Here is an 18,279-nt window from a genome sequence, read left to right as displayed (position 1 = left end):
TTTTCCCACGCAGGTTCAGAAGGGGATTCCGCCATGCCGAATTCCGTGACCAAGCATTACGTCGATCAATGTCTGGACGAGCGCTCAGGGCTGCGTGACGCGGTACGGCGGGCGCCGTTCTCACCGGCCTTCGCCCACGCCTACGGGCAGCGGCTGATGGATCGTCCGTGGTTCGCCGAGGAGGCGCGGCTGAAGGAGTTCGCCGCCGATCTGCGGCCGTTCCTGGATCTGCTGGTGTCGCTGCCGTGGCGGTTGTTCGACGGCGACCTGGGCGCGTACTGCGCGGCGCTGGGTGTCGGGCCCCGGCACGCGGCGGTCATGACGAGGAACGCGACCCGCAATCCGCCCAGGTACGCCCGCCCTGACGTGTACTTCGACGGCTCGGCGTTCAAGCTGCTGGAGCTCAACATCTGCAGCGCGCTCGGCGGCCTGGACCAGGCGGCGGTGAATCGGGCGCTGCTCGAGGTGCCGGAGTTCCGCGCCTTCGCGCGCGAGCACCGGCTCGGGTTCTCCGACACGGCGGCGGAGTTCGCCGCGGCGCTGCGCGAGATCGCCGCGCCGGTGACCGAGGGCGAGCGCCCGGTGGTGGCCATGACGGAATGGACCGACGGCCTGGCGGCCTACGGACACCGTATGCGCGTGCTACAGGAGCAATTGCGGGCGGCCGGGCTGGAGGTGCTGCTGGCCGAGGCGGGGCAGTTCACGGAAAAGGCCGGAAAGCTCTTTCTGGACGGCACGCCCGTGGACCTGGTCCTGCGCTATTTCTCGGTCGACGAAATATGTTCCGACCCGTCCGGAGAAGAGGTCGTGGAGCCGATAGTGCGGGCCCACGAATCGGGCCGGACGGTTCTGCATTCCACGCTCGACAGCTATCTCTACTCCAACAAGGGCTGCATGTACCTGCTGTCCGATCCGCGCTGGCGTGCGGCGTTCTCGGCCGGGGAGGCCGCGCTGATCGACCGGGTGCTGCCGTGGACGCGGGCGCTGACGGACGCGGACGTGGTCGAGCGGGCGCTGGCCGAGCGTGACTCGCTCATCCTCAAGCCGCGCGTCGGCTACGCCGGCGCCGGCGCCGTGGCCGGCTGGGCGGTCGGCGAGCGGGAGTGGCGGGAGGCGGTGCGTGCGCACACCGGTGACGGCTACATCGTCCAGCGGCGGGTGACGCCGCAGGCCGAGCCGGTCTGCGACGCGGCCGGCGGCGGGGTGGCCGACTGGATCGCCGCGTGGAGCTTCTTCTTCACCGACCGCGGGTACGCGGGGTCGTCGTTCATCCGCGCCATCCCGGCCGGCTCTGGGCCGATCATCAGCCCGTCCACGCAGCCGCCGATGCGTACCACCAGCGTCTTCACCTATCCCCATGAGTAACCGTCTGAAGGGTCTGCAGCCATGACCGAGGTCATCAGGAAACGGGCGGAACGCGTCCTTGTGATCGGCGCCGGGGTGAGCGGCCTGACCACGGCCCTGTCGCTGTCGCGGGCCGGGTTCGAGGTCGTCGTCGCCGCCGAGAAGGACGCCGCGCAGTGTGTGTCGGTGGTGGCGGGCGCGCTGTGGGAGTGGCCGCCCGCGGTGTGCGGCTACCACCACGACCAGATCTCGCTGGCGCGCTCGAAGGGGTGGTGCATGGAGTCGTACGAGATCTTCGACGGCCTGGCCGAAGACCCCTCGACGGGCGTGTTCATGCGGCTCTCGAACTTCTACTTCACCCACAGGGTCGAGGACTACGCCCACGACAGGAACAAGATGAACGAGCTGGCGGCCCGGGTACGCGGCTTCGCCCGCGACCCCGGTCTCGCCTCGGCCAACGGCGTGAACCCGACCTACGGGATCGTGGACGCCTACCGGCACCTCGCCCCCATGATCGACACCGACGCCTACACCGGCTGGCTGCTGCGGCAGGTGGAGCGGGCGGGGGTCAAGGTGGTGCGGGCCCGGGTCTCCGGCCTGCTGCGTGAGCAGGAGCGCGAGCTGCACCAGGCGTACGGCGTGGACGCGATCGTCAACTGCACCGGCCTGGGCGCGGCCGAGCTGCACGGGGTGCCGATGTACCCGCTGCGCGGCGCGCTGGTGCGGGTGGTCAACGACGGCGGCAGGATCCCGAGGATCGAGGAGGCGCACTGCGTCTCGCACGACGAGCGCAACGGGAACGAGCAGGACATCGTGTTCATCGTGCCGCGCGGCGAGAACCTCGTCGTGCTGGGCGGCCTGGCCGAGCCCGACGAGTGGAGCACCGACATCAACCTCGACAACCACCAGCCGGTACGCGACATGTACAACCGGTGCGTCCAGTTCATGCCGGCCATCGGCAAGGCGGAGATCGACCCGGTGGAGCCGGTGCGCGCGGGCCTTAGGCCGTTCCGCAAGCAGAACGTCTGCCTGGAGAGCGAGCCGGGGACCAGGATCGTGCACAACTACGCGCACGGCGGCGCCGGGTTCAGCTTCTCGTGGGGGTGCGCGCGCGAGACGGTGGACATGGTGAAGTCCTTCACGGTCTGAAACGAATGAGCCGGGGTCCCGTTCAGGCGGGATCGAGCGGGATCTCGGTCAGCCATTCCGGGTGGCGTTCGGAGCGGCCGCGCACGATCGCCGCGTACTCCCGCTCCAGCCGCGCCGTCACCGGCCCCATCGTGCCGTCGCCCACGCGGCGGCCGTCGACGGTGGTGACCGGCAGGATCTCCCAGGCGGTGCCCATGAAGAACACCTCGTCGGCCAGGTAGAGCTCGCTGCGGTCGACCTCCCGCTCCTCCAGGTCCATCCCGAGGTCGCGGGTCAGCGCGCAGACGGTGTCCCTGGTCAGCCCGGCCAGCAGGCCGCTGGTCAGCGACGGGGTGACCACGGTGCCGTCGCGGACGAGGGCGACGCAGGCGCCGGGACCCTCGCTGACCTTGTGCCGGTCGTTGAGCAGGATGGGCCAGTCGTGGCCGTTCTCCCTGGCCTCCATCATCGCCAGCCGTCCGTTGTGGTAGTTGGAGAACGTCTTGGCCCGCGGCGGCATGGACGCGTCGCTGACCCGGATCCACGAGCTGACCGCGGCGCGGCAGCCGCGCGGCGTGAGCAGGTGGCTGTGGAAGGGCCAGCTGTCGATGACGACCTCGCAGCGGGTTCCCGCCGGGACCATCTGCTCGCGGATCACGCCGCGCGGGAAGGCCCACGGCCTGATGTAGGTGTCGGTACGGCAGGCGTTGGCGCGCAGCAGGCCCACGATGGCCTCCCGCAGTCCCTGGACGTCGCCCGGCAGGTCGAGCCGGCACAGGCGGGCCGAGTCGAACAACCTGCGCAGGTGGTCGTCGAGCCGGAAGGCCAGCAGGCGGCGCCCGTCCGCCGCGAGGTAGGCCTTGATGCCCTCGAAGACGGCCGCGACCGAGGCGTGGCCGACCGCGTTGACGTGCACGGTGGCCTGCTCCCACGGCACGAGGGCGCCGTCGCGCCAGATCCACTCGGGGTGCCCGCTGCCGCGGGCGGCCAGGGAGTCGAGCGCCTGGGTCTCGAGCGCGTGGGTCATGCTGCCGCCACCTCCAGGCCGTCGAGCGAGATCTGGTACAGGGTGTCGAGTACGGCGGTGGCCGCACCGAGGTCGGCGTGGCGGCCGGCGGCGCTGGGCACGGCGACGCAGCGCAGCCCGGCGGCCCGCGCGGCGGCGACCCCGACCTCGGAGTCCTCCAGCGCCAGCACCTCCTCGGCCCGCAGCCCGGTGCGCTTCAGAGCCAGGAGGTACAGGTCGGGGGCGGGTTTGACGGCGATGCCGCCGTCGGCGGTGACGAGGTGGCCGAACCACTCGAGCGCCCCGAGCCGCCCGAGGTGCCCGGCCACCCACGTCCGCGGCGAGCCGGAGACCACGGCCAGCGCGATGCCGCGCCGCGCGGCCTCTCCCGCCAGCGCCCGCACGCCGGGCCGCAGCGGCTCGGCGTCGGACAGTTCCCGCTTGCGTGCCAGCCGCCAGGCGACCTCCTCCGGGGTCACCGCGCGGCCGAGCGTGCGGCCGAGATGCCCGATCGCGATCTCGGCGCCGGCGGAGCGCCCGGTCATCGCCGCCCACACCGACTCGGGGAAGGCGAGCCCGAAGCGCGCGTACAGGTCGCGCCAGGACTGGCGGGCGGCCCGTTCGGTGTCGCAGATCAGGCCGTCGAAGTCGAAGAAGAGCCCGCGCACGGCCATCACGCGGGCTGCCCTGCGTGGACGGGGCCGAGGACGCGGGTCAGGTAGTCGTTGGCGAACACGCCGTCGGGGTCGAGACTCGCGCGCACGCGGGCGAAGCTCTCCCACTCGGGGTAGCGCGGACGCAGGATCTCGGCGGTGGCGGTGTGCGCCTTGCCCCAGTGGGGCCGGGCGTCCAGGTCGCGCAGCACGGGCTCGGCGACGCGCAGGATCTCGATGTAGCCGGCCGTCCTGGGCACGCACAGGTTGACGTAGCCGGTGCGCCGGCCGTACGCGGGACTGAGCGGGGAGTCGTCGGGGGCGCCGACGCGCACGAGCACCGAGTACGGCGAGTAGAGGCCGAAGCGGCGCAGCGCGCCGCGCAGCCCGGCCAGCGCGGCGGGGACGTTCTCCAGCGGCAGCGCGTGCTCCATGGCCAGGAACTTGACCGGCTGCGGGAAGGCGAAGACCCGGTGTGCGGTGTCCACGTACGAGACGCTCCCGCCGGTGTCGGGCACGCGGCCCAGGCGGGGGACGATGCCGGGGCGCAGCCGTCCGGCAAGACCGGACAGGCCGCAGCGGACCTCGGCCAGCGTGCTGTCGTAGCGGCGCAGCGCGGCGCGCGGCGTGGGCGGCGCGGCGGTGCGCTCCAGGGCGCGGGTGGCGGCGCTGTCGGCCCACGGCAGCCAGGAGAACGAGACATGCTCGGCGCTGCCCGCCCACTCCTCGAAGCGTTCCAGCAGCGCGTCGAGCGGCTCGCGGCCGAGCACGGCGCGCAGGTTGAAGCGCGGCACCACGCGCAGCGTGACCTCGGTGAGGACACCGAGGGCGCCGAGCGAGGTGCGCGCGCACCGGAACAGCTCGGGGTCCTCGCGGGCGTCGCAGACGCGGACGGAGCCGTCGGCGGCGACCAGGCGCAGCCGGGTGACCTGGCCGGAGAACGGCGGATGGGTCAGGCCGGTGCCGTGGTTGCCGGTGGCCAGCGCGCCCGCGACGGTCTGCCCGGCGATGGTGCCGAGGTTGCCGAGTGCCAGGCCCGCGCGGTCCAGGGCGGCGTTGAGCAGGTGTAACGAGGTACCGGCGCGCACGGTGACGGTCCCGGCCGCGCGGTCCACGCCCACGACGCCGCGGTAGCGGGTCAGGTCGAGCAGGGTGCCGTCGGTGCAGGCCAGGTGGTTGAAGGAGTGCCCGGTGCCGACCGGGCGCACCGTGCGGCCGAGCTTGGCCGCGGTGCGCACCGCGTGGACGATCTCGTCCTCGCGGGTCGGCGCGAGCAGCGTGGCCGGGGCGCAGCGCGCCGTGCCCGACCAGGTGCGCCAGGTGGGTCGGTTGCTCATGTTCTCCCGTTCCCTGCGGAGAGGTGGGTGCGGTAGCGGGAGACCGCGTCGGACCAGTCCGGCATGGTGATCCCGAGGTGCTTCAGGCGGCCGGTGCTCAGGGTGGAGTTGCGCGGGCGCCGGCCGAGGAAGCCGCAGTCGTCCAGCGCGACCGGCTCGGCGGCGCCGCCCTCGCGGCCCAGCGCCACCCTGGCCACGTCGAACCAGCTCGCCGAGCCGGTGTTGGCCACGTGGAGCGTCCCGGTGGTGCGCCGCTTGAGCAGCAGCACCATGGCGCGGGCCAGGTCGACGGTGTAGGTGGGGCAGCTGAACTGGTCGTGGATGAGGCGTACGCGCTCGCCCCGCTCGGTCTGGCGGATCATGGCCAGCACGTTGTCGGTGCGCTCGTCGCTGCCGCCGAACAGCCAGGAGGTGCGGATGACGAGGTGGTCCTCGACGGTGGCGGCGATGCGCTCGCCGGCCAGCTTGCTGAGCCCGTACACGCTGAGCGGGCCGGGGGTGTCGGTCTCGCGGTAGCCGCCGTCGGGGGTGTCGGCCCCGTCGAAGACGTAGTCGCTGGAGACGTAGACCAGGCGGCTGCCGGTGCGGCGGCAGGCGTCCGCGACGTTGCGGACGCCTGCCACGTTCACGCGCAGCGCGAGCTGCGGGTCAGCCTCGCACTCGTCGACGATCGCGTGCGCGGCGGTGTGGACGACCACGTCGGGCGCGAAGTCCTCGACGGAGGCGCGCACCGCGCCGGGGTCGCCGATGTCGAAGTCGGCGACGGAGACGCCGCGCACGCCCCAGCCCGCGGTGAGCGGGTCGGCGGCCAGCGCGGCGCGCAGAGCGGTGCCGAGCATCCCGTCGGCGCCGGTGAGGTAGATCCGCATGCCCCCGCGTCTCCTTTACAGGTGGCCGAACTCGGCGAGCAGCTCGGACACGGTCGCCCCCGAATTGATCTTGTCGCGGATCGTCTTCTCCTTGCCGATCTGCACGCGGGTGCCCTCCAGGACGTCCTGGGCGTCGGCGGAGGGGACCACCGCGATGCCGTTCTCGTCGGCCACGATGATGTCGCCCGGGTGGATGACCTGGCCGTCCACCACGACGGGCACGTTCACCTGCACCGGCTCGGTGCGGTTGTGCACGGCGGTGGGCGAGGGCCTGGGCACCGTGCCGCGGTACCAGACGGGGAAGCCCAGGTCGCGGATCTCGTCCACGTCGCGGATGGCGCCGTCCACGATCCCGGCGGCGACCCCCGCCTTCAGCGAGAGCGTGGACATCAGCCCGCCCCACATCGCGGTCCTGGTGGAGCGGTGGCAGGCCAGCACGATCACGTCGCCGGGCCGCGCCCGGCTCAGCACCGGCATGCAGTCGACGAGGTCGTCGATGGACAGGTTCACGGTCAGCGCCGGTCCGGCGATCTTTTGGTGCGGGAGCACGGGCAGCAGCCCCCCGATGGCTCCGGTACGGCGGCGCGCGTCGGTGACCAGGCAGCTCGGGCTGTACTCCTTCAACACCTCGCGGAAGGCGTCGACGAGCTCCTGCGGCGGGCGCTCGACGTCGTTGTAGATGGTCTCCACTGCGGTCCTTTCGTGAACGGTGCGCTGTCAGGAAGGTTCTTCGTCAGGGCAGGTGCTTGCGGATGGTGTCGGCCAGGTGTTCCGCGCTGAGGCCGTGGGCGGCGAGCACCTCCTCGTCGCGGCCGCAGCGGGGCACGCCCTCGACGCCGAGCCCGAGGAAGGCGGGCGGGTCCGGCAGGCCGAGCTCCAAAAGCGTCCTGGCCACGACGTCGGCCTGGCCGCCCCTGGTGTAGTGGTTCTCCACGACGAGCAGCCGGTCCGCGCGCCCGGCCAGGTCGGCCAGCCAGCCGGCGTCGACGCGGTTGAGCCAGGGCAGGTTGACGACGGTGAGCTCGACGCCGGTCGCGGCCAGCGCGTCGGCGGCGCGCAGGAGCTGGGCCAGGACGATCGGGCCTGAGCCGACGGCCACGGTCCTGCCGCCCTCGCGCACCACGGTGCCGCGGCCCGGCACGAGCGGCGCGGCGGGCAGGCCGGCGGTCTCCGGCGGGCAGGGCACGCTGACCAGCCGCAGGTAGACGCTGTGCGGGGTGTTCGCGCAGAAGTCGACCGCGGCCCGTGTCTCCGCCGGGCTCGCCGGTTCCAGGATCACCAGCCCCGGCATCGCGGCCAGCGCGCTGACGTCGCGGACCGCCTGGTGGGAGTGGCCGGGCGCGGCGGGCAGCAGCCCGGCCAGCGAGCCGACGTAGATCACCTTCCGGCCCTCGGTCGCGTTGGTGTAGATCTGCTCGTTCGGCCGGGCGTGCAGGAAGCAGGAGAAGGAGTGCGCGAACGGCAGCAGCCCCCGGTAGGCCAGGCCGCCGGCGATCGAGACCATGTCCTGCTCGGCGATGCCGCATTCGACGAAGCGCCGGGGGAAGCGGCGCCAGAACGGGATCAGGCCGGTGTCGAGCACGAGGTCGGCGTCCAGGGCGACGACCCTGGAGTCCCTGGCGGCGAGGTCGGCGAGGGCCTCGCCGTACACCTCGGGGAGTTTGGGGGTCTGAAGCTTGACGGGGGGCACGTCCTCGGCGGTGCTCAGCCCGAACGGGCCGCAGCTCGCGCGGGCGGACTCGAGGAGCTCGCCGTGTGCGGCGAGGTAGTCCTCAACGGCGGGGGCGCCGCTGTGGAAGCGGTAGCGCCACTCGTCCTCGCGCATGGAGGTCGCGGCGAACCGCGCGCAGCCCGCGCCCTTGACGGTGTCGGCGATGATCACGGCGGGCCGGCCGTCGTGCTCGTCGGCGCGGCGGGCGAAGGCGGCGGCCAGTTGTTCCTGGTCGTTGCCGTCGCAGCGCAGGGCGGCCCAGCCGAACGCCCTGAACTTGGCCTCCAGGTCGCCGAGGTCGCTGACGTCGCGGACCCAGGTGTCGGATTGGATCTTGTTGTGGTCGACGACGACGGTGAGCTCGCCCATGCCGGCGTGGGCGGCGCCGGCCAGGGCCTCCCAGTTCTGGCCCTCCTGCAGCTCGCCGTCGCCGGTCAGCACGTAGACGCGCTGGTCGCGGCCGAGCAGCCGGTTGGCCAGCACGACGCCCTTGGCCTTGGAGATGCCCATGCCGAGCGAGCCGGTGTTGAAGGGCATGTGCGGGGTGCCGACGTCGGGGTGGCCGGGCAGGCCGCCGAGGCGGCGCAGCCGGTGCAGCAGGTCCTCCTCCAGCCTGCCGAGGCCGATCAGCGCCGCGTACAGGCCGGGGGCGTCGTGGCCCTTGGAGGAGAAGAACAGGTCGTCCTCGCGCAGCTCTTCGAGCAGGAGCCGGCTGATGACGTCGGCCGCGCTGAAGCTGGAGCCGAGATGACCGGATCCCGCGCGCATGACCATGTAGAGGGTGTTGATCCTGGTGAGGGTGGCGAAGGCGTGGGCGCGGCGGTAGGGGTCCTCGATGCCGCCGAGCACGCGCGTGAACTCGCTCACCGGCACCCAGGCCAGCGTGCGGGCCTCACCAGCAGACGTAGCCGCCATCGACCTGCAACTCCGTTCCTGTGACGTAACTGCTCTGGTTGGAGGCGAGGAAGAGCAGGGGGCCCGCCAGGTCCTCGTGGCGGGCCATCCGCCGCAGCGGCACCTTGGCGCTGAACTTCCTGCGGAACTCGGGGTCCTGGCCGCCGAGGACGCCGCCGGGCGAGAGCGTGTTGACCCGGACGCCGCACGGGCCCCACAGCGCCGCCAGGTACCGGGTCAGCGCGGCCACGCCGGCCTTCGACATGCCGTACGCGGGCGGCTTGAGGAAGGGCGGGTCGAGCGGCAGGTGCTCGTAGAGCCGGGGGTCGGGGGCCATGCTCCCGTACAGGGAGCCGATGTTGACCACCGAGCCCCTGCCGTTCCTGGCCAGCTCCGCGCCGAACACCTGGCAGGCGCGCAGCGTCCCGTGCAGGTTGACGTCGAGCACGGCGGCCGACCGCTCGTCGGGGATGTCCTCGAACGTCCAGCTCCCCGCGGCGGCCGAGGGCGGCTGGTCGATGCCGGCGTTGTTGACCAGGATGGTCGGCCGGCCCAGCTCGGCCAGGCACAGCTCCAGCGCCGCGCCCAGGCTGAGCCGGTCGGTGATGTCGGCCTTGGCGAGGACGAAGCGCTCGTCGCCGTGGCGGGTCAGGGTCTCGGCCAGCTCCGCGCTCAGCTCGGAGTGCACGTCGAGGCCGAGCACCTTGGCGCCCGCGCCGAGCAGGGCGTCGGTCCAGACCGCGCCCAGGCGGCCTAAGACGCCCGTGACGACCGCGGTCTCGCCGGTGAGTTCGATGTTCAGCGCCCTCACCCTCAGCCTCAGTCGAGAAGGTCGGGGCGCAGGTCGGCGTCGTAGGCCAGCGGCGCGAGCAGCGTGCGTCCCACGATCTGGCCCAGCAGGTACGGCCGCATGCCGTCGCCGCCGGGTGACTTGATCGCGACGTCGTCCTCGGTCAGCACGTGGCCGGCGTCCAGGTCGCGGGCGGCGACCAGCTTCTTGCCGAGCTTGCGCAGCGCCGGCGCCTCCGCGGGCAGCGTGCGCTTCTCCCCCGAGCCGAGCGACTCCCTGGTACGGCGCAGCCCGGCCACCAGTTCGCCCAGTTGCTCAGGTTCCAGGGAGAAGTGGTGGTCGCTGCCCGGCCTGGTGCGGTCGAGGGTGAAGTGCTTCTCGATCACCCGGGCGCCGAGCGCGTAGGCGACGTAGCTGAGGTCGGGCCCGAGGTCGTGGCCGGAGAAGCCGACCACGACGTGCGGGAACTCGCGCCGGTAGGTGCCGATGACCGACAGGTTCAGGTCGGCGGCGGAGACGGGGTAGATGGCGGTGCACTGCAGCATCGCGACGTTGGAGTTGATCGGCAGCACCACGTCGAGCGCCCGGCGCACGTCGGTCATGTCGGCGCCGCCACTGCTCATGATCAGCGGCAGGCCGGTCTTGGCGGCGTAGCTGAGCAGCGGGGTGTTGGTGAGGTCGGCGGAGGCCAGCTTGATGGCCGGGACGCCGATGCCGACGAGGAAGTCGACGCTGGCGAAGTCGAAGGCAGTGGAGATGAAGTCGATGCCCGCCTCCGCGGCCACCTTCGCGAGGTGCGTGTATTCATGGTGCCCGAATTCGAGCGCCTCCCGGTGCTGGCCGTAGGTGGCGCCGTAGCTGTTTCTGCCGGTATACGGCTCGTCGTACATCGCCTTGGTGTACAAGGTCGTGTTCTCGCGCTTCTGCAGTTTGGCCGCGCTCGCCCCTGCTTCGGCGGCCCGGCGGACGAGTTCTTCCGCCTTATCCAGGTCGCCTTCGTGGTTGTGCCCGATCTCCGCGATTACATATGCGTCGGAACCATCCGAGATCACTCGGCCGGCTATTGCCAGTTCCCGCGAACTCATTTTTCCCCTTTACCATGCACACGTGTCGATGTGCGGGGCGAATGTTTTTCGCTCCGCACTCTTCGTCTTTTCCCGACTCGTACCAGAGGAAGCATGCTCCGGCGCTGGTCAGCGCCTTACGCTAGGAGATCATGCGGCGTCTCCATCCAGGCGAGCACGCTCGCAGAATGTATCTTCTGATTTGTTAAACCGTGCCGATCAGCGGCTCCGCCCTTGCCGTATCGACCACACCCCGTAATCACCCCTGGCCTCATCTCCGTGACCATTTGGCCGCGGATCTATGTGAGAGCCCCACAATCACTGGTCAAGTGTTACACGACCGGTCGTCGGGCTGTCAACACATGACATATATAGCCAGGTGGAACGCATTAAGTCCGGATGGACTTAAAGCGTGGATAGAGGCCACCCTTCAGCGCGGCTTCAACATTGTGATCCGATGTTCTCGGCATATTAATGGGCCGCGATATCACGCGATGGGAGCCATTACAAGGGACTCTGCCACGGTGGTGCGCGCGTACATGACGAATCGTCCGGCGCGGTGCGCGGTCACCAGTCCGGCCAGCCGGAGGGCGGCGAGGTGCTCGGAGACGCTGCTGGCGGCCAGACCCGTCCGATGGGTGAGTTCGGTGGTGGAGGCCGGCGTGTCGAGCTCCATGAGCAGGAGGGTCCTGGAGCGTCCGATGACCGCCGCGAGGGCGTCGGCCGTGGTGCGGTCGCGGCGCTCCCACAGGGAGGCCACGCCGCGGGCCGGGTAGGTCAGCGTGGGCTGCCAGGGCGGGATGGTGCTGGAGAAGACCGACGGCCAGACGAACGCGGAGGGGACCAGCAGCAGGCCCTGGCCGTCCAGGGAGCGCTCACCCGCGTAGCGCGGGTGCGCGATGTGCAGGCTGCCGTCCTGCCAGCGCACGACGGAGGCCAGGTCGGCGAAGAGCCTGGCCGCGCCGCCGTCGGCCAGGCGGCGGGCGCGATAGATCACATCGCCCTGGTGTAGCGCGTGCAGGCGCGGCCAGTGCGGGGCGATCGCCAGCTCCCAGTACGCCTCGATCACCCCGGCCAGCCTGGCCAGGCCCGGGACCGGGTCGGCGCGCAGCGCGTCCACCCAGGGCGAGCGGACGTCGACCAGGTGCCCGAGGTCGGCCCTGACCTGGCCGGGCGGCGTGCCGCGCAGCGTCTCCAGCTGAGCGGTGAACTCGGGGGCCGGGGTGAGCGGCGGCGGGGTCAGGAAGTCCGGGATATACCAGCTCGGCACGGGCACCAGGTCGGACAGCGGCCCGAGGTCGAGGCCGGAGGCGGCCAGCAGGGGGCGGGTCTCCGCCACCCACGGCTCGTGCACGATGTGGGCGGCGGGGTCCTTGAGCACCCGGATGCTGGCCACCACCTCCTGCAGCGGGGAGGTGGCGAAGCGGGTGCGGGCGAGGTCGTCCGCCGAGAAGCCGAGCGTCAGCATGACACCCCCACAATTTCCGCGGAAAATCCATTGTGCACCCATTTCGGGGGATCGTGAGGCTTTAAGCGGCGCTTCACCCCAGGGCACAGAATCTTTCACTTCTGCTTTCCGCGGTCACCGTCCATAATGGGGCCCGAAACAGATTCCGGCTTATGGAGAAACGTCTGATGCCAAGTTCCCTTTTCTCGCTGGGCGGCGACCTTCCGATCCGAAGGCTGGGCTTCGGCGCGATGCGGCTGACCGGCGAGGGCAACTGGGGCCTGCCGGACGACCCCGGGTACGCGCTCGACGTGGCCAGGCGCGCGGTCGAACTCGGCGTCAACTTCATCGACACCGCCGACGCCTACGGCCCGGGCACCAACGAGGAACAACTGGCTGAGGCGCTGCGGCCGTACCCGGAGGACCTGGTGATCGGCACCAAGGCCGGGCAGAGCAGGCCGAGCAGCGAGGACTGGGTGCCGCTGGGCCGGCCCGAGTACCTGCTGCAGCAGGCCCACCTGAGCCTGCGCCGGCTGGGCGTCGAGCGCATCGACCTCTACCAGTTGCACCGCATCGACCCGAAGGTCCCGGCGGAGGAGCAGTTCGGGGCGCTCAAGCAGTTGCAGGACGAGGGGAAGATCCGCCACATCGGGCTGTCGGAGGTCTCGGTCGCGCAGATCGAGCAGGCCCGCAAGCAGATCGACGTGGTCAGCGTCCAGAACCTCTACAACATCACCAACCGGCGCTACGAGGACGTCGTCGACTACTGCGAGCGGGAGAACATCGCGTTCATCCCCTGGCTGCCGCTGGCCAGGGGCGGCCACGCCAGCGCCGGCGGCGCGCTGGCACAGGTCGCCAAGCAGCTCGACGCCACGACCGCGCAGGTCTCGCTGGCGTGGCTGCTGCGCCGCTCCCCCGTGATCGTCCCGATCCCGGGCACCGGCTCGATCCCTCACCTGGAGGAGAACGTCGCGGCGGGCGACATCGAGCTGTCCGACGAGCAGTACGCCCACCTCACGCGCGAGGTCGAGGCGGGCTAGGCGCCCACGACGGCCGCCGGGGCGCGCGGTCCGGGCAGGACGGACGGCGTCCCGGCGGGCAGGGGCTCGTCGATCAGCCGGGGGTCGGGCTGGGTGACCAGTTTGGCCGCCGTGGCCAGCATCTCCACGGCCGCCATGACCGCCGGGCGGCGGCCCGCCTCCTGGCGCCAGACGGCGTAGACGCGCCGGCTCAGGCGGGGGCGTACCGGCACCAGCCGTACGCCGTCGGGCACCTGGTCGCGGCCCAGCCGCGGCATGACCGCGACCCCGAAGCCCGCCTGCACCAGGGCGAGCTGCGTCGGATGCTCACCGGCGGTGTGTCCCACCCTCGGCTCCACGCCGCGCTCGCGCATGGTGTGCAGCAGCCAGTCGTGGCAGCCGGTGCCCGGCGACCAGGTGATCCACACCTCCTGCGCCAGATCCTCCAGGTCGAGGACGGCCCGCTCGGCCAGCGCGTGCCCGGCCGGCAACGCCACGTCCACGACGTCCTCCAGCAACTGCTTCGTGGCCAGCCTGTCGGGTACGGCCAGCGGCACGTTGAACCAGTCCTGCACCACGGCGACGTCCAGGTCACCCCGGGACACCAGGGGCATCGACCCTTCCTGCTCCTGCTCCGACAGCTCCACGCGGAGCTGCGGATGCGCCCGTTTCAACATGGTGACGGCCATCGGCAGCAGGCCCCGCACGGTGGAGGGGAAGCCCGCGATCGACAGCTTGCCCACGACCGCGCCCCGGTAGCCGTCGAGCTCGGCCTCCGCCTCGTCGGCCAGGGACAGGATGCGCTCGGCGTATCCCAGCAGGAGGCGTCCGGCGTCGGTGAGCCGCACTCCCCTGCCGTGGCGCTCCAGCATGCTCTGGCCGACCTCGCGTTCGAGCTTCGCCAGCCGCTGGGAGACCGCCGAGGTCGTGATGTGCAACACGTCCCCCGCGGCGCTGATCGAGCCGCTCCGAGCTACGGCGTGCAACGTCTGCATTAACGCCAACTCAATCATGAGCCGATCCTAACCGCGGGCTTTCCTCCTCCGTAGCCCCGCGGGTCGGGTCGTTGTGCGTCGTTCTACCGGTTCCGCTGCTCTCAGGACTCCGGCTCCCCTCGCGGCAGTTCCCGCATCTTTCTCATCGGCGAGAAATAGAGCGGCAGCCACGCGAGGGCCAGTCCGGCCGCGCCCACCCAAAGGGCGGTTCGCACGCCGGCGAACTGCCCGATCAACCCGGTGAGCGCGGCGCCGAGTGAAAGCACGCCGTGCATGAGGAATCGCATGGTGGCGTTCATCCGGCCCAGCAGGTGCGTGGGGGTCACCTGCTGGCGGAAGCTGATCAGGATGACGTTGTTCACGCCGATCCGGTAGTTGAGCACGAGCCAGGCGGCGCCCGCGAGCCACAGCCACACGCCGTGGTCGATCAGCGGGAACACCGCACAGGCCGGCACGACGGCGAGCCCGATGATCCACAGCCCGCGGCCCTGGCCGAGCCGGGCGGTGACCCGGCGCGCGGTCAGGGCGCCGAGCAGCATGCCGACGCCGTCCACGGCGAAGAACAGGCCCAGCGTGAACGCCGAGAGCCCCAGCTCGCGCTGGAACATCAGCGGCATGATCACGATGATCATCGAGACCGACATGTTGACCATGGCGCCGTTGATCGCGATCGCGCGCAGCAGCGGGTGGCCGAAGACCAGGACGACGCCCTCCTTGATCTCGCGCACCAGGTGGCGCTCGCCGCCCTCGGGCGGCGGCGGTGGCGCCTCGCGGTGGCGGATGCGCCCCAGGCACAGCGCCGACCAGACGTAGCCGACGGCGTCCACGGCGGCGGCCAGCGGCGCGGTGATGAGCTGGATGAGGAAGCCGGCGCCTGCCGGTCCCGCCACGTTGTTGACCGCCTCCATGCCGCCCAGGTGGGAGTTGGCCTCCACCAGGCGCTCACGCGAGACGATCGCGGGCAGGTAGCTCTGCGAGGAGACGTCGAAGAAGACGGTGGCGAACCCGCTCAGCACCACGACCACGTAGAGCTGCGCCAGCGTGAGCACACCCAGCGCGTACGCCACCGGCACCGACCCGACCAGCACGGCACGCGCCAGGTCGGCCACCACCATCACCCTGCGGCGCCCGTGCACCCGGTCCATCCACGCGCCCGCCGGCAGCCCGATCAGCAGGAACGCGATCGTGCCCAGCATGCCGAGCACGCCGACCTGGCCCGGCGAGGCGTTGAGCACGACGACCGCGACCAGCGGCAGCGCCAGCAGCCTGATCTGGGTGCCGAACATGCTCACCGCGGCGGCGGCGAACAGCAGGCGGAACGAGCGGTTGACCCGGAAGAGCGAACCAGGCCGCTCCTCCACGGTCTCCGCCTTCGCCCGCCCTTCAGCCATCGATCCTCCGGCCGCGGACGTGGAACAGCTCGCCGAGCGCCTTCAGCGACCGGTCGCAGGCCGCCGCGTCCTCGCCGACGGCGAAGCCCGCCGCCATCCGGCCCTTCACGAACGAGCCCGGCGGCAGCAGCAGCCGCTTGCCCGGCTCGGCCAGCGGCGTGACCTCCCAGATGCCCGGGGGCAGCCGGTCGGTTTCGAGGCGCAGGTCCTCCACGACCATGTCGTGCGGGGGGTAGAAGTAGCGCACCGCGGCGCTGGAGCGGCGGCGTGGCCGTACGTCGGGACGCTCGCCGCAGGCGATCCGCGCGGCGGCCACGAGCAGGTCGACGCCGGTGGCCAGCAGCCCGACGTAGGAGACGAGGTCGCCGCTGAGGCGGCCGTTGAGCTCGACCACGCGCGGGCCGCGCGCGGTGAGGCGCAGCTCGGTGTGGGTGACGCCGTTGTCGAAGCCGAGCGCGGCGTGGGCGGCGCGCACGACCTCGACGATCTCGGGGTCGTGCAGCAGCGGGTCGCCGGTGCTGACGAAGTGGCCGGTCTCCTCGAAGGTGGGCGGCCGGTCGAGCTCCTTGCGCGAGACGAACACCGGCATGACCTCGCCGTGGAAGACGGCGGCGTCGACGCCGATCTCCGGGCCGTCCAGGTACTCCTCGACCAGCACGCCCTCGGCGTACCGCTCGACCTCGGCGAAGTGGGCGCGCTCGGTGAAGGCGAACTGCGCGTCCAGTTGGCCGGGCCCGTCCACGCGGGCGACGCCCTCGCTGCCGGCCAGCGCCCGGGGCTTGAGCACCACCGGGTAGCCGATCTCGGCGGCGACGCGGTGGGCGGCGGCGGCGTCCGCGACCGGGGTCGAGCGGACCGAGCCCGGGATGTCCGGGGTCATGAGCGCCCTGGTCAGGCTCTTGTCCCTGCAGGCCAGGATGGCCTCGGAGGGGGTGGTGGGCACGCCGAGCGCCTCGGCGATGCGCGCGGCGTTGTGGACGCGCATCTCGTCGTAGCACAGGAGTCCGGCGAACGGCATGCGCTTGAACAGCTCCCTGGCCGCCTCGGTGGCCTCGTCCAGATCGAGCGCGTCGACCTTCGTCTGGCCGACGAGGTAGGGCCGGTCCCAGGTGGCCTCGCGGGCGTCCAGCAGCCACAGCCGGAACTCGCGGTGCAGCCCGCGCAGCCCCCACTCGCGGTACTGCGGGTTCATGCCGCTGTTGACCAGCAGGATCAGCGGGCGGTGGTCGGCCGGGTCGTCGGGCGGGAATCCGTCGGACATGTCATCGCCCCTCTGGGTCGGTGCGCAGCCGCAGCGTGCGCACCAGTTCGTCGAAGACCGGGTCGAGCTCGTCCACGTCGCCGACCTTGAAGATCAGGTGGCCGTGGCCCTGGAAGGTGCGGGGCGGCACCTCGAGGTGGTCGCCGAGCCGCCGGTAGATCTCCACCTCGTCCACGCGCGGGTCGGCCGCCGCGCGCTCCAGCCCGGCGATCTCGCTCAGCGTGCCGGCGCGCTCGGGGAAGATGTTCCAGAAGCCGATGGGCCGCGGGTTCTCGCGCGGCGCCAGCTCCGGCGTACGGCCCAGCGCCAGGTCCAGCGCCGCCTCCACCATGTCCACCCCGGTGCTGAGCAGGACCGAGCGGTAGATGGGCCCGCCGCCCATGCGCGCCGCGGCCTCCAGCACGACCGGCTCCACCCCGCCGGCCAGCCGGAACTCCACGTGGGTCGGGCCGGTGAGTATCCCCATCGCCGCGTGCACGTCCCGTACGGCGGCGCCGATCCGCTCGACGGTCTCGGCCGGCAGCCGGGTCGGCGTGCAGGCGTAGACCTCCTCGAAGGTCGGCCCGGTCGGCAGCGGCTTGTCGTGGATGGCCAGCACGTGGGTACGCCCGGCCACGACCACCGACTCCACGCAGATCTCCGGCCCCGGCACGAACTGCTCGGCCAGCACGCCACCCCTGTAGGAGCGCATCGCCGAGTCGTGCAGCGGGTCGTAGGTGAAACCGGCCCAGGCGCCCTCGCGGATGACGTCGAAGTGCTCTTCGAGCTCCTCCTGGGTGGCCACGCTGCGCACGTACATGCTGCCGGTGCCGATGATCGGCTTCAGCACCATCGGGAAGCCGACCTCGCCGGCCGCCTTCACCGCCTCCTCCAGGGAGCCGGCCAGGGCGAACCTCGGCTGCGCGACCCCGCCCTCGGCGAACGCCGCCCGCATCAGGTACTTGTCCCTGGCCAGGTGGGCGGTGCGCTCGCTGACCCCCGGCAGCCCGAACTCGGCGGCGACGCGGGCCGCGGAGGGCACCGCGGCCTCGGCGAAGGTGACGACCGCGTCGATGGGCGCGCTCTGCGCCGCCGCCACGTCCTTGGCGGCGCTCAGCGTCTCGTCGATGCTGCTGGTGTCGGCGACCACGACCTCGTCGACGTAGTCCGCCTCCCATTCCGGGTCCTTCATGATCATGATGACCCGGTGGCCGTGCTCCTCGGCGTATTTCCGCGTCCTGGCCAGATGCCTGCGCCGGCTCAAATTCTTTTTATGCAGCACGATAATACTCATCGAGGCCCCCACGAATTCGTCCCGGAACACGGAGTAAAGGGATTTCGAATTCGATGCTAACCGGGGGCCACCCGGGTAACCAGTGAAAAGGTCTTCC

General features: G+C 71.6%; 16 protein-coding genes. 3 read left to right on the top strand and 13 right to left on the bottom strand.

Annotation, left to right across the window (positions count from 1 at the left end; translation table 11 throughout):
• The first annotated feature begins 33 nt into the window (after positions 1-33).
• Together ACIBEJ_RS13855 and ACIBEJ_RS13850 are read left to right on the top strand one after the other, a co-directional pair.
• A complete protein-coding gene (locus ACIBEJ_RS13855) occupies positions 34-1,365 on the top strand; it encodes a hypothetical protein (RefSeq protein ID WP_397183033.1) in 1,332 nt (443 codons plus the stop codon).
• A gap of 21 nt (positions 1,366-1,386) precedes the next feature.
• Complete coding sequence (locus ACIBEJ_RS13850) at positions 1,387-2,493, top strand: FAD-dependent oxidoreductase (protein WP_397183032.1); 1,107 nt, start codon at positions 1,387-1,389, stop codon at positions 2,491-2,493.
• 22 nt (positions 2,494-2,515) lie between these two features.
• Here the strand turns inward: ACIBEJ_RS13850 and ACIBEJ_RS13845 are convergent, their stop codons facing one another.
• The 9 genes from ACIBEJ_RS13845 to ACIBEJ_RS13805 form a co-directional block, all read right to left on the bottom strand.
• Positions 2,516-3,499, bottom strand: a complete 984-nt coding sequence (locus ACIBEJ_RS13845) for a branched-chain amino acid transaminase (RefSeq protein ID WP_397183031.1) — start codon at positions 3,497-3,499, stop codon at positions 2,516-2,518.
• On the bottom strand, positions 3,496-4,152 hold the full coding sequence (locus tag ACIBEJ_RS13840) for an HAD family hydrolase (RefSeq protein ID WP_397183261.1): 657 nt from the start codon (positions 4,150-4,152) through the stop codon (positions 3,496-3,498). Before ACIBEJ_RS13840 ends, ACIBEJ_RS13845 begins: the two co-directional genes overlap by 4 nt.
• On the bottom strand, positions 4,152-5,468 hold the full coding sequence (locus ACIBEJ_RS13835; RefSeq protein WP_397183030.1) for a D-arabinono-1,4-lactone oxidase: 1,317 nt from the start codon (positions 5,466-5,468) through the stop codon (positions 4,152-4,154). The genes ACIBEJ_RS13840 and ACIBEJ_RS13835 overlap by 1 nt, the downstream gene beginning before the upstream one ends.
• Positions 5,465-6,337, bottom strand: a complete 873-nt coding sequence (gene rfbD / locus ACIBEJ_RS13830; protein WP_397183029.1) for a dTDP-4-dehydrorhamnose reductase — start codon at positions 6,335-6,337, stop codon at positions 5,465-5,467. Before rfbD ends, ACIBEJ_RS13835 begins: the two co-directional genes overlap by 4 nt.
• Before the next feature lie 15 nt (positions 6,338-6,352).
• The gene (locus ACIBEJ_RS13825; protein WP_397183028.1) at positions 6,353-7,027 is read right to left on the bottom strand and encodes an RraA family protein; all 675 of its coding nucleotides are present in this window, start codon (positions 7,025-7,027) and stop codon (positions 6,353-6,355) included.
• 43 nt (positions 7,028-7,070) lie between these two features.
• Positions 7,071-8,963, bottom strand: coding sequence for a transketolase C-terminal domain-containing protein (locus ACIBEJ_RS13820; RefSeq protein WP_397183027.1), 1,893 nt, complete (start codon positions 8,961-8,963; stop codon positions 7,071-7,073).
• Positions 8,941-9,753 carry an SDR family oxidoreductase gene (locus ACIBEJ_RS13815; RefSeq protein ID WP_397183026.1) on the bottom strand — a complete coding sequence of 271 codons (813 nt, stop codon included), beginning with the start codon at positions 9,751-9,753 and terminating at the stop codon, positions 8,941-8,943. The genes ACIBEJ_RS13820 and ACIBEJ_RS13815 overlap by 23 nt, the downstream gene beginning before the upstream one ends.
• Before the next feature lie 8 nt (positions 9,754-9,761).
• Positions 9,762-10,784 carry an N-acetylneuraminate synthase family protein gene (locus ACIBEJ_RS13810; protein WP_397183025.1) on the bottom strand — a complete coding sequence of 341 codons (1,023 nt, stop codon included), beginning with the start codon at positions 10,782-10,784 and terminating at the stop codon, positions 9,762-9,764.
• A 499-nt stretch (positions 10,785-11,283) separates the two neighbouring features.
• Positions 11,284-12,264, bottom strand: coding sequence for a DUF5937 family protein (locus tag ACIBEJ_RS13805; RefSeq protein ID WP_397183024.1), 981 nt, complete (start codon positions 12,262-12,264; stop codon positions 11,284-11,286).
• A 167-nt stretch (positions 12,265-12,431) separates the two neighbouring features.
• On the opposite strand from ACIBEJ_RS13805, the gene ACIBEJ_RS13800 reads away from it, so the two are divergent.
• Positions 12,432-13,283: an aldo/keto reductase gene (locus ACIBEJ_RS13800; RefSeq protein ID WP_397183023.1), complete on the top strand. Its 852-nt coding sequence runs from the start codon at positions 12,432-12,434 to the stop codon at positions 13,281-13,283.
• On the opposite strand, the gene ACIBEJ_RS13795 is transcribed toward ACIBEJ_RS13800, so the two are convergent.
• From ACIBEJ_RS13795 to ACIBEJ_RS13780, 4 genes are all read right to left on the bottom strand, one after another.
• Positions 13,280-14,275 carry a LysR family transcriptional regulator gene (locus ACIBEJ_RS13795; protein WP_397183022.1) on the bottom strand — a complete coding sequence of 332 codons (996 nt, stop codon included), beginning with the start codon at positions 14,273-14,275 and terminating at the stop codon, positions 13,280-13,282. The genes ACIBEJ_RS13800 and ACIBEJ_RS13795 overlap by 4 nt on opposite strands.
• An 83-nt stretch (positions 14,276-14,358) precedes the next feature.
• Positions 14,359-15,648 (bottom strand): MFS transporter, encoded by a 1,290-nt coding sequence (locus tag ACIBEJ_RS13790; RefSeq protein WP_397183021.1) that lies wholly within the window; start codon positions 15,646-15,648, stop codon positions 14,359-14,361.
• Positions 15,641-16,909 carry an acetyl-CoA carboxylase biotin carboxylase subunit family protein gene (locus ACIBEJ_RS13785; protein WP_397183020.1) on the bottom strand — a complete coding sequence of 423 codons (1,269 nt, stop codon included), beginning with the start codon at positions 16,907-16,909 and terminating at the stop codon, positions 15,641-15,643. Before ACIBEJ_RS13785 ends, ACIBEJ_RS13790 begins: the two co-directional genes overlap by 8 nt.
• Before the next feature lies 1 nt (position 16,910).
• Entirely contained in the window at positions 16,911-18,152 is a 1,242-nt protein-coding gene (locus ACIBEJ_RS13780) for an ATP-grasp domain-containing protein (protein WP_397183019.1), read from the bottom strand.
• Positions 18,153-18,279 lie beyond the last annotated feature (127 nt).

The organism is Nonomuraea sp. NPDC050790 (assembly GCF_044456745.1).
Taxonomy (GTDB): domain Bacteria; phylum Actinomycetota; class Actinomycetes; order Streptosporangiales; family Streptosporangiaceae; genus Nonomuraea.
Note: the sequence above shows the minus strand (reverse complement) of the source record. Positions and strands in the feature narration are given on the sequence as shown.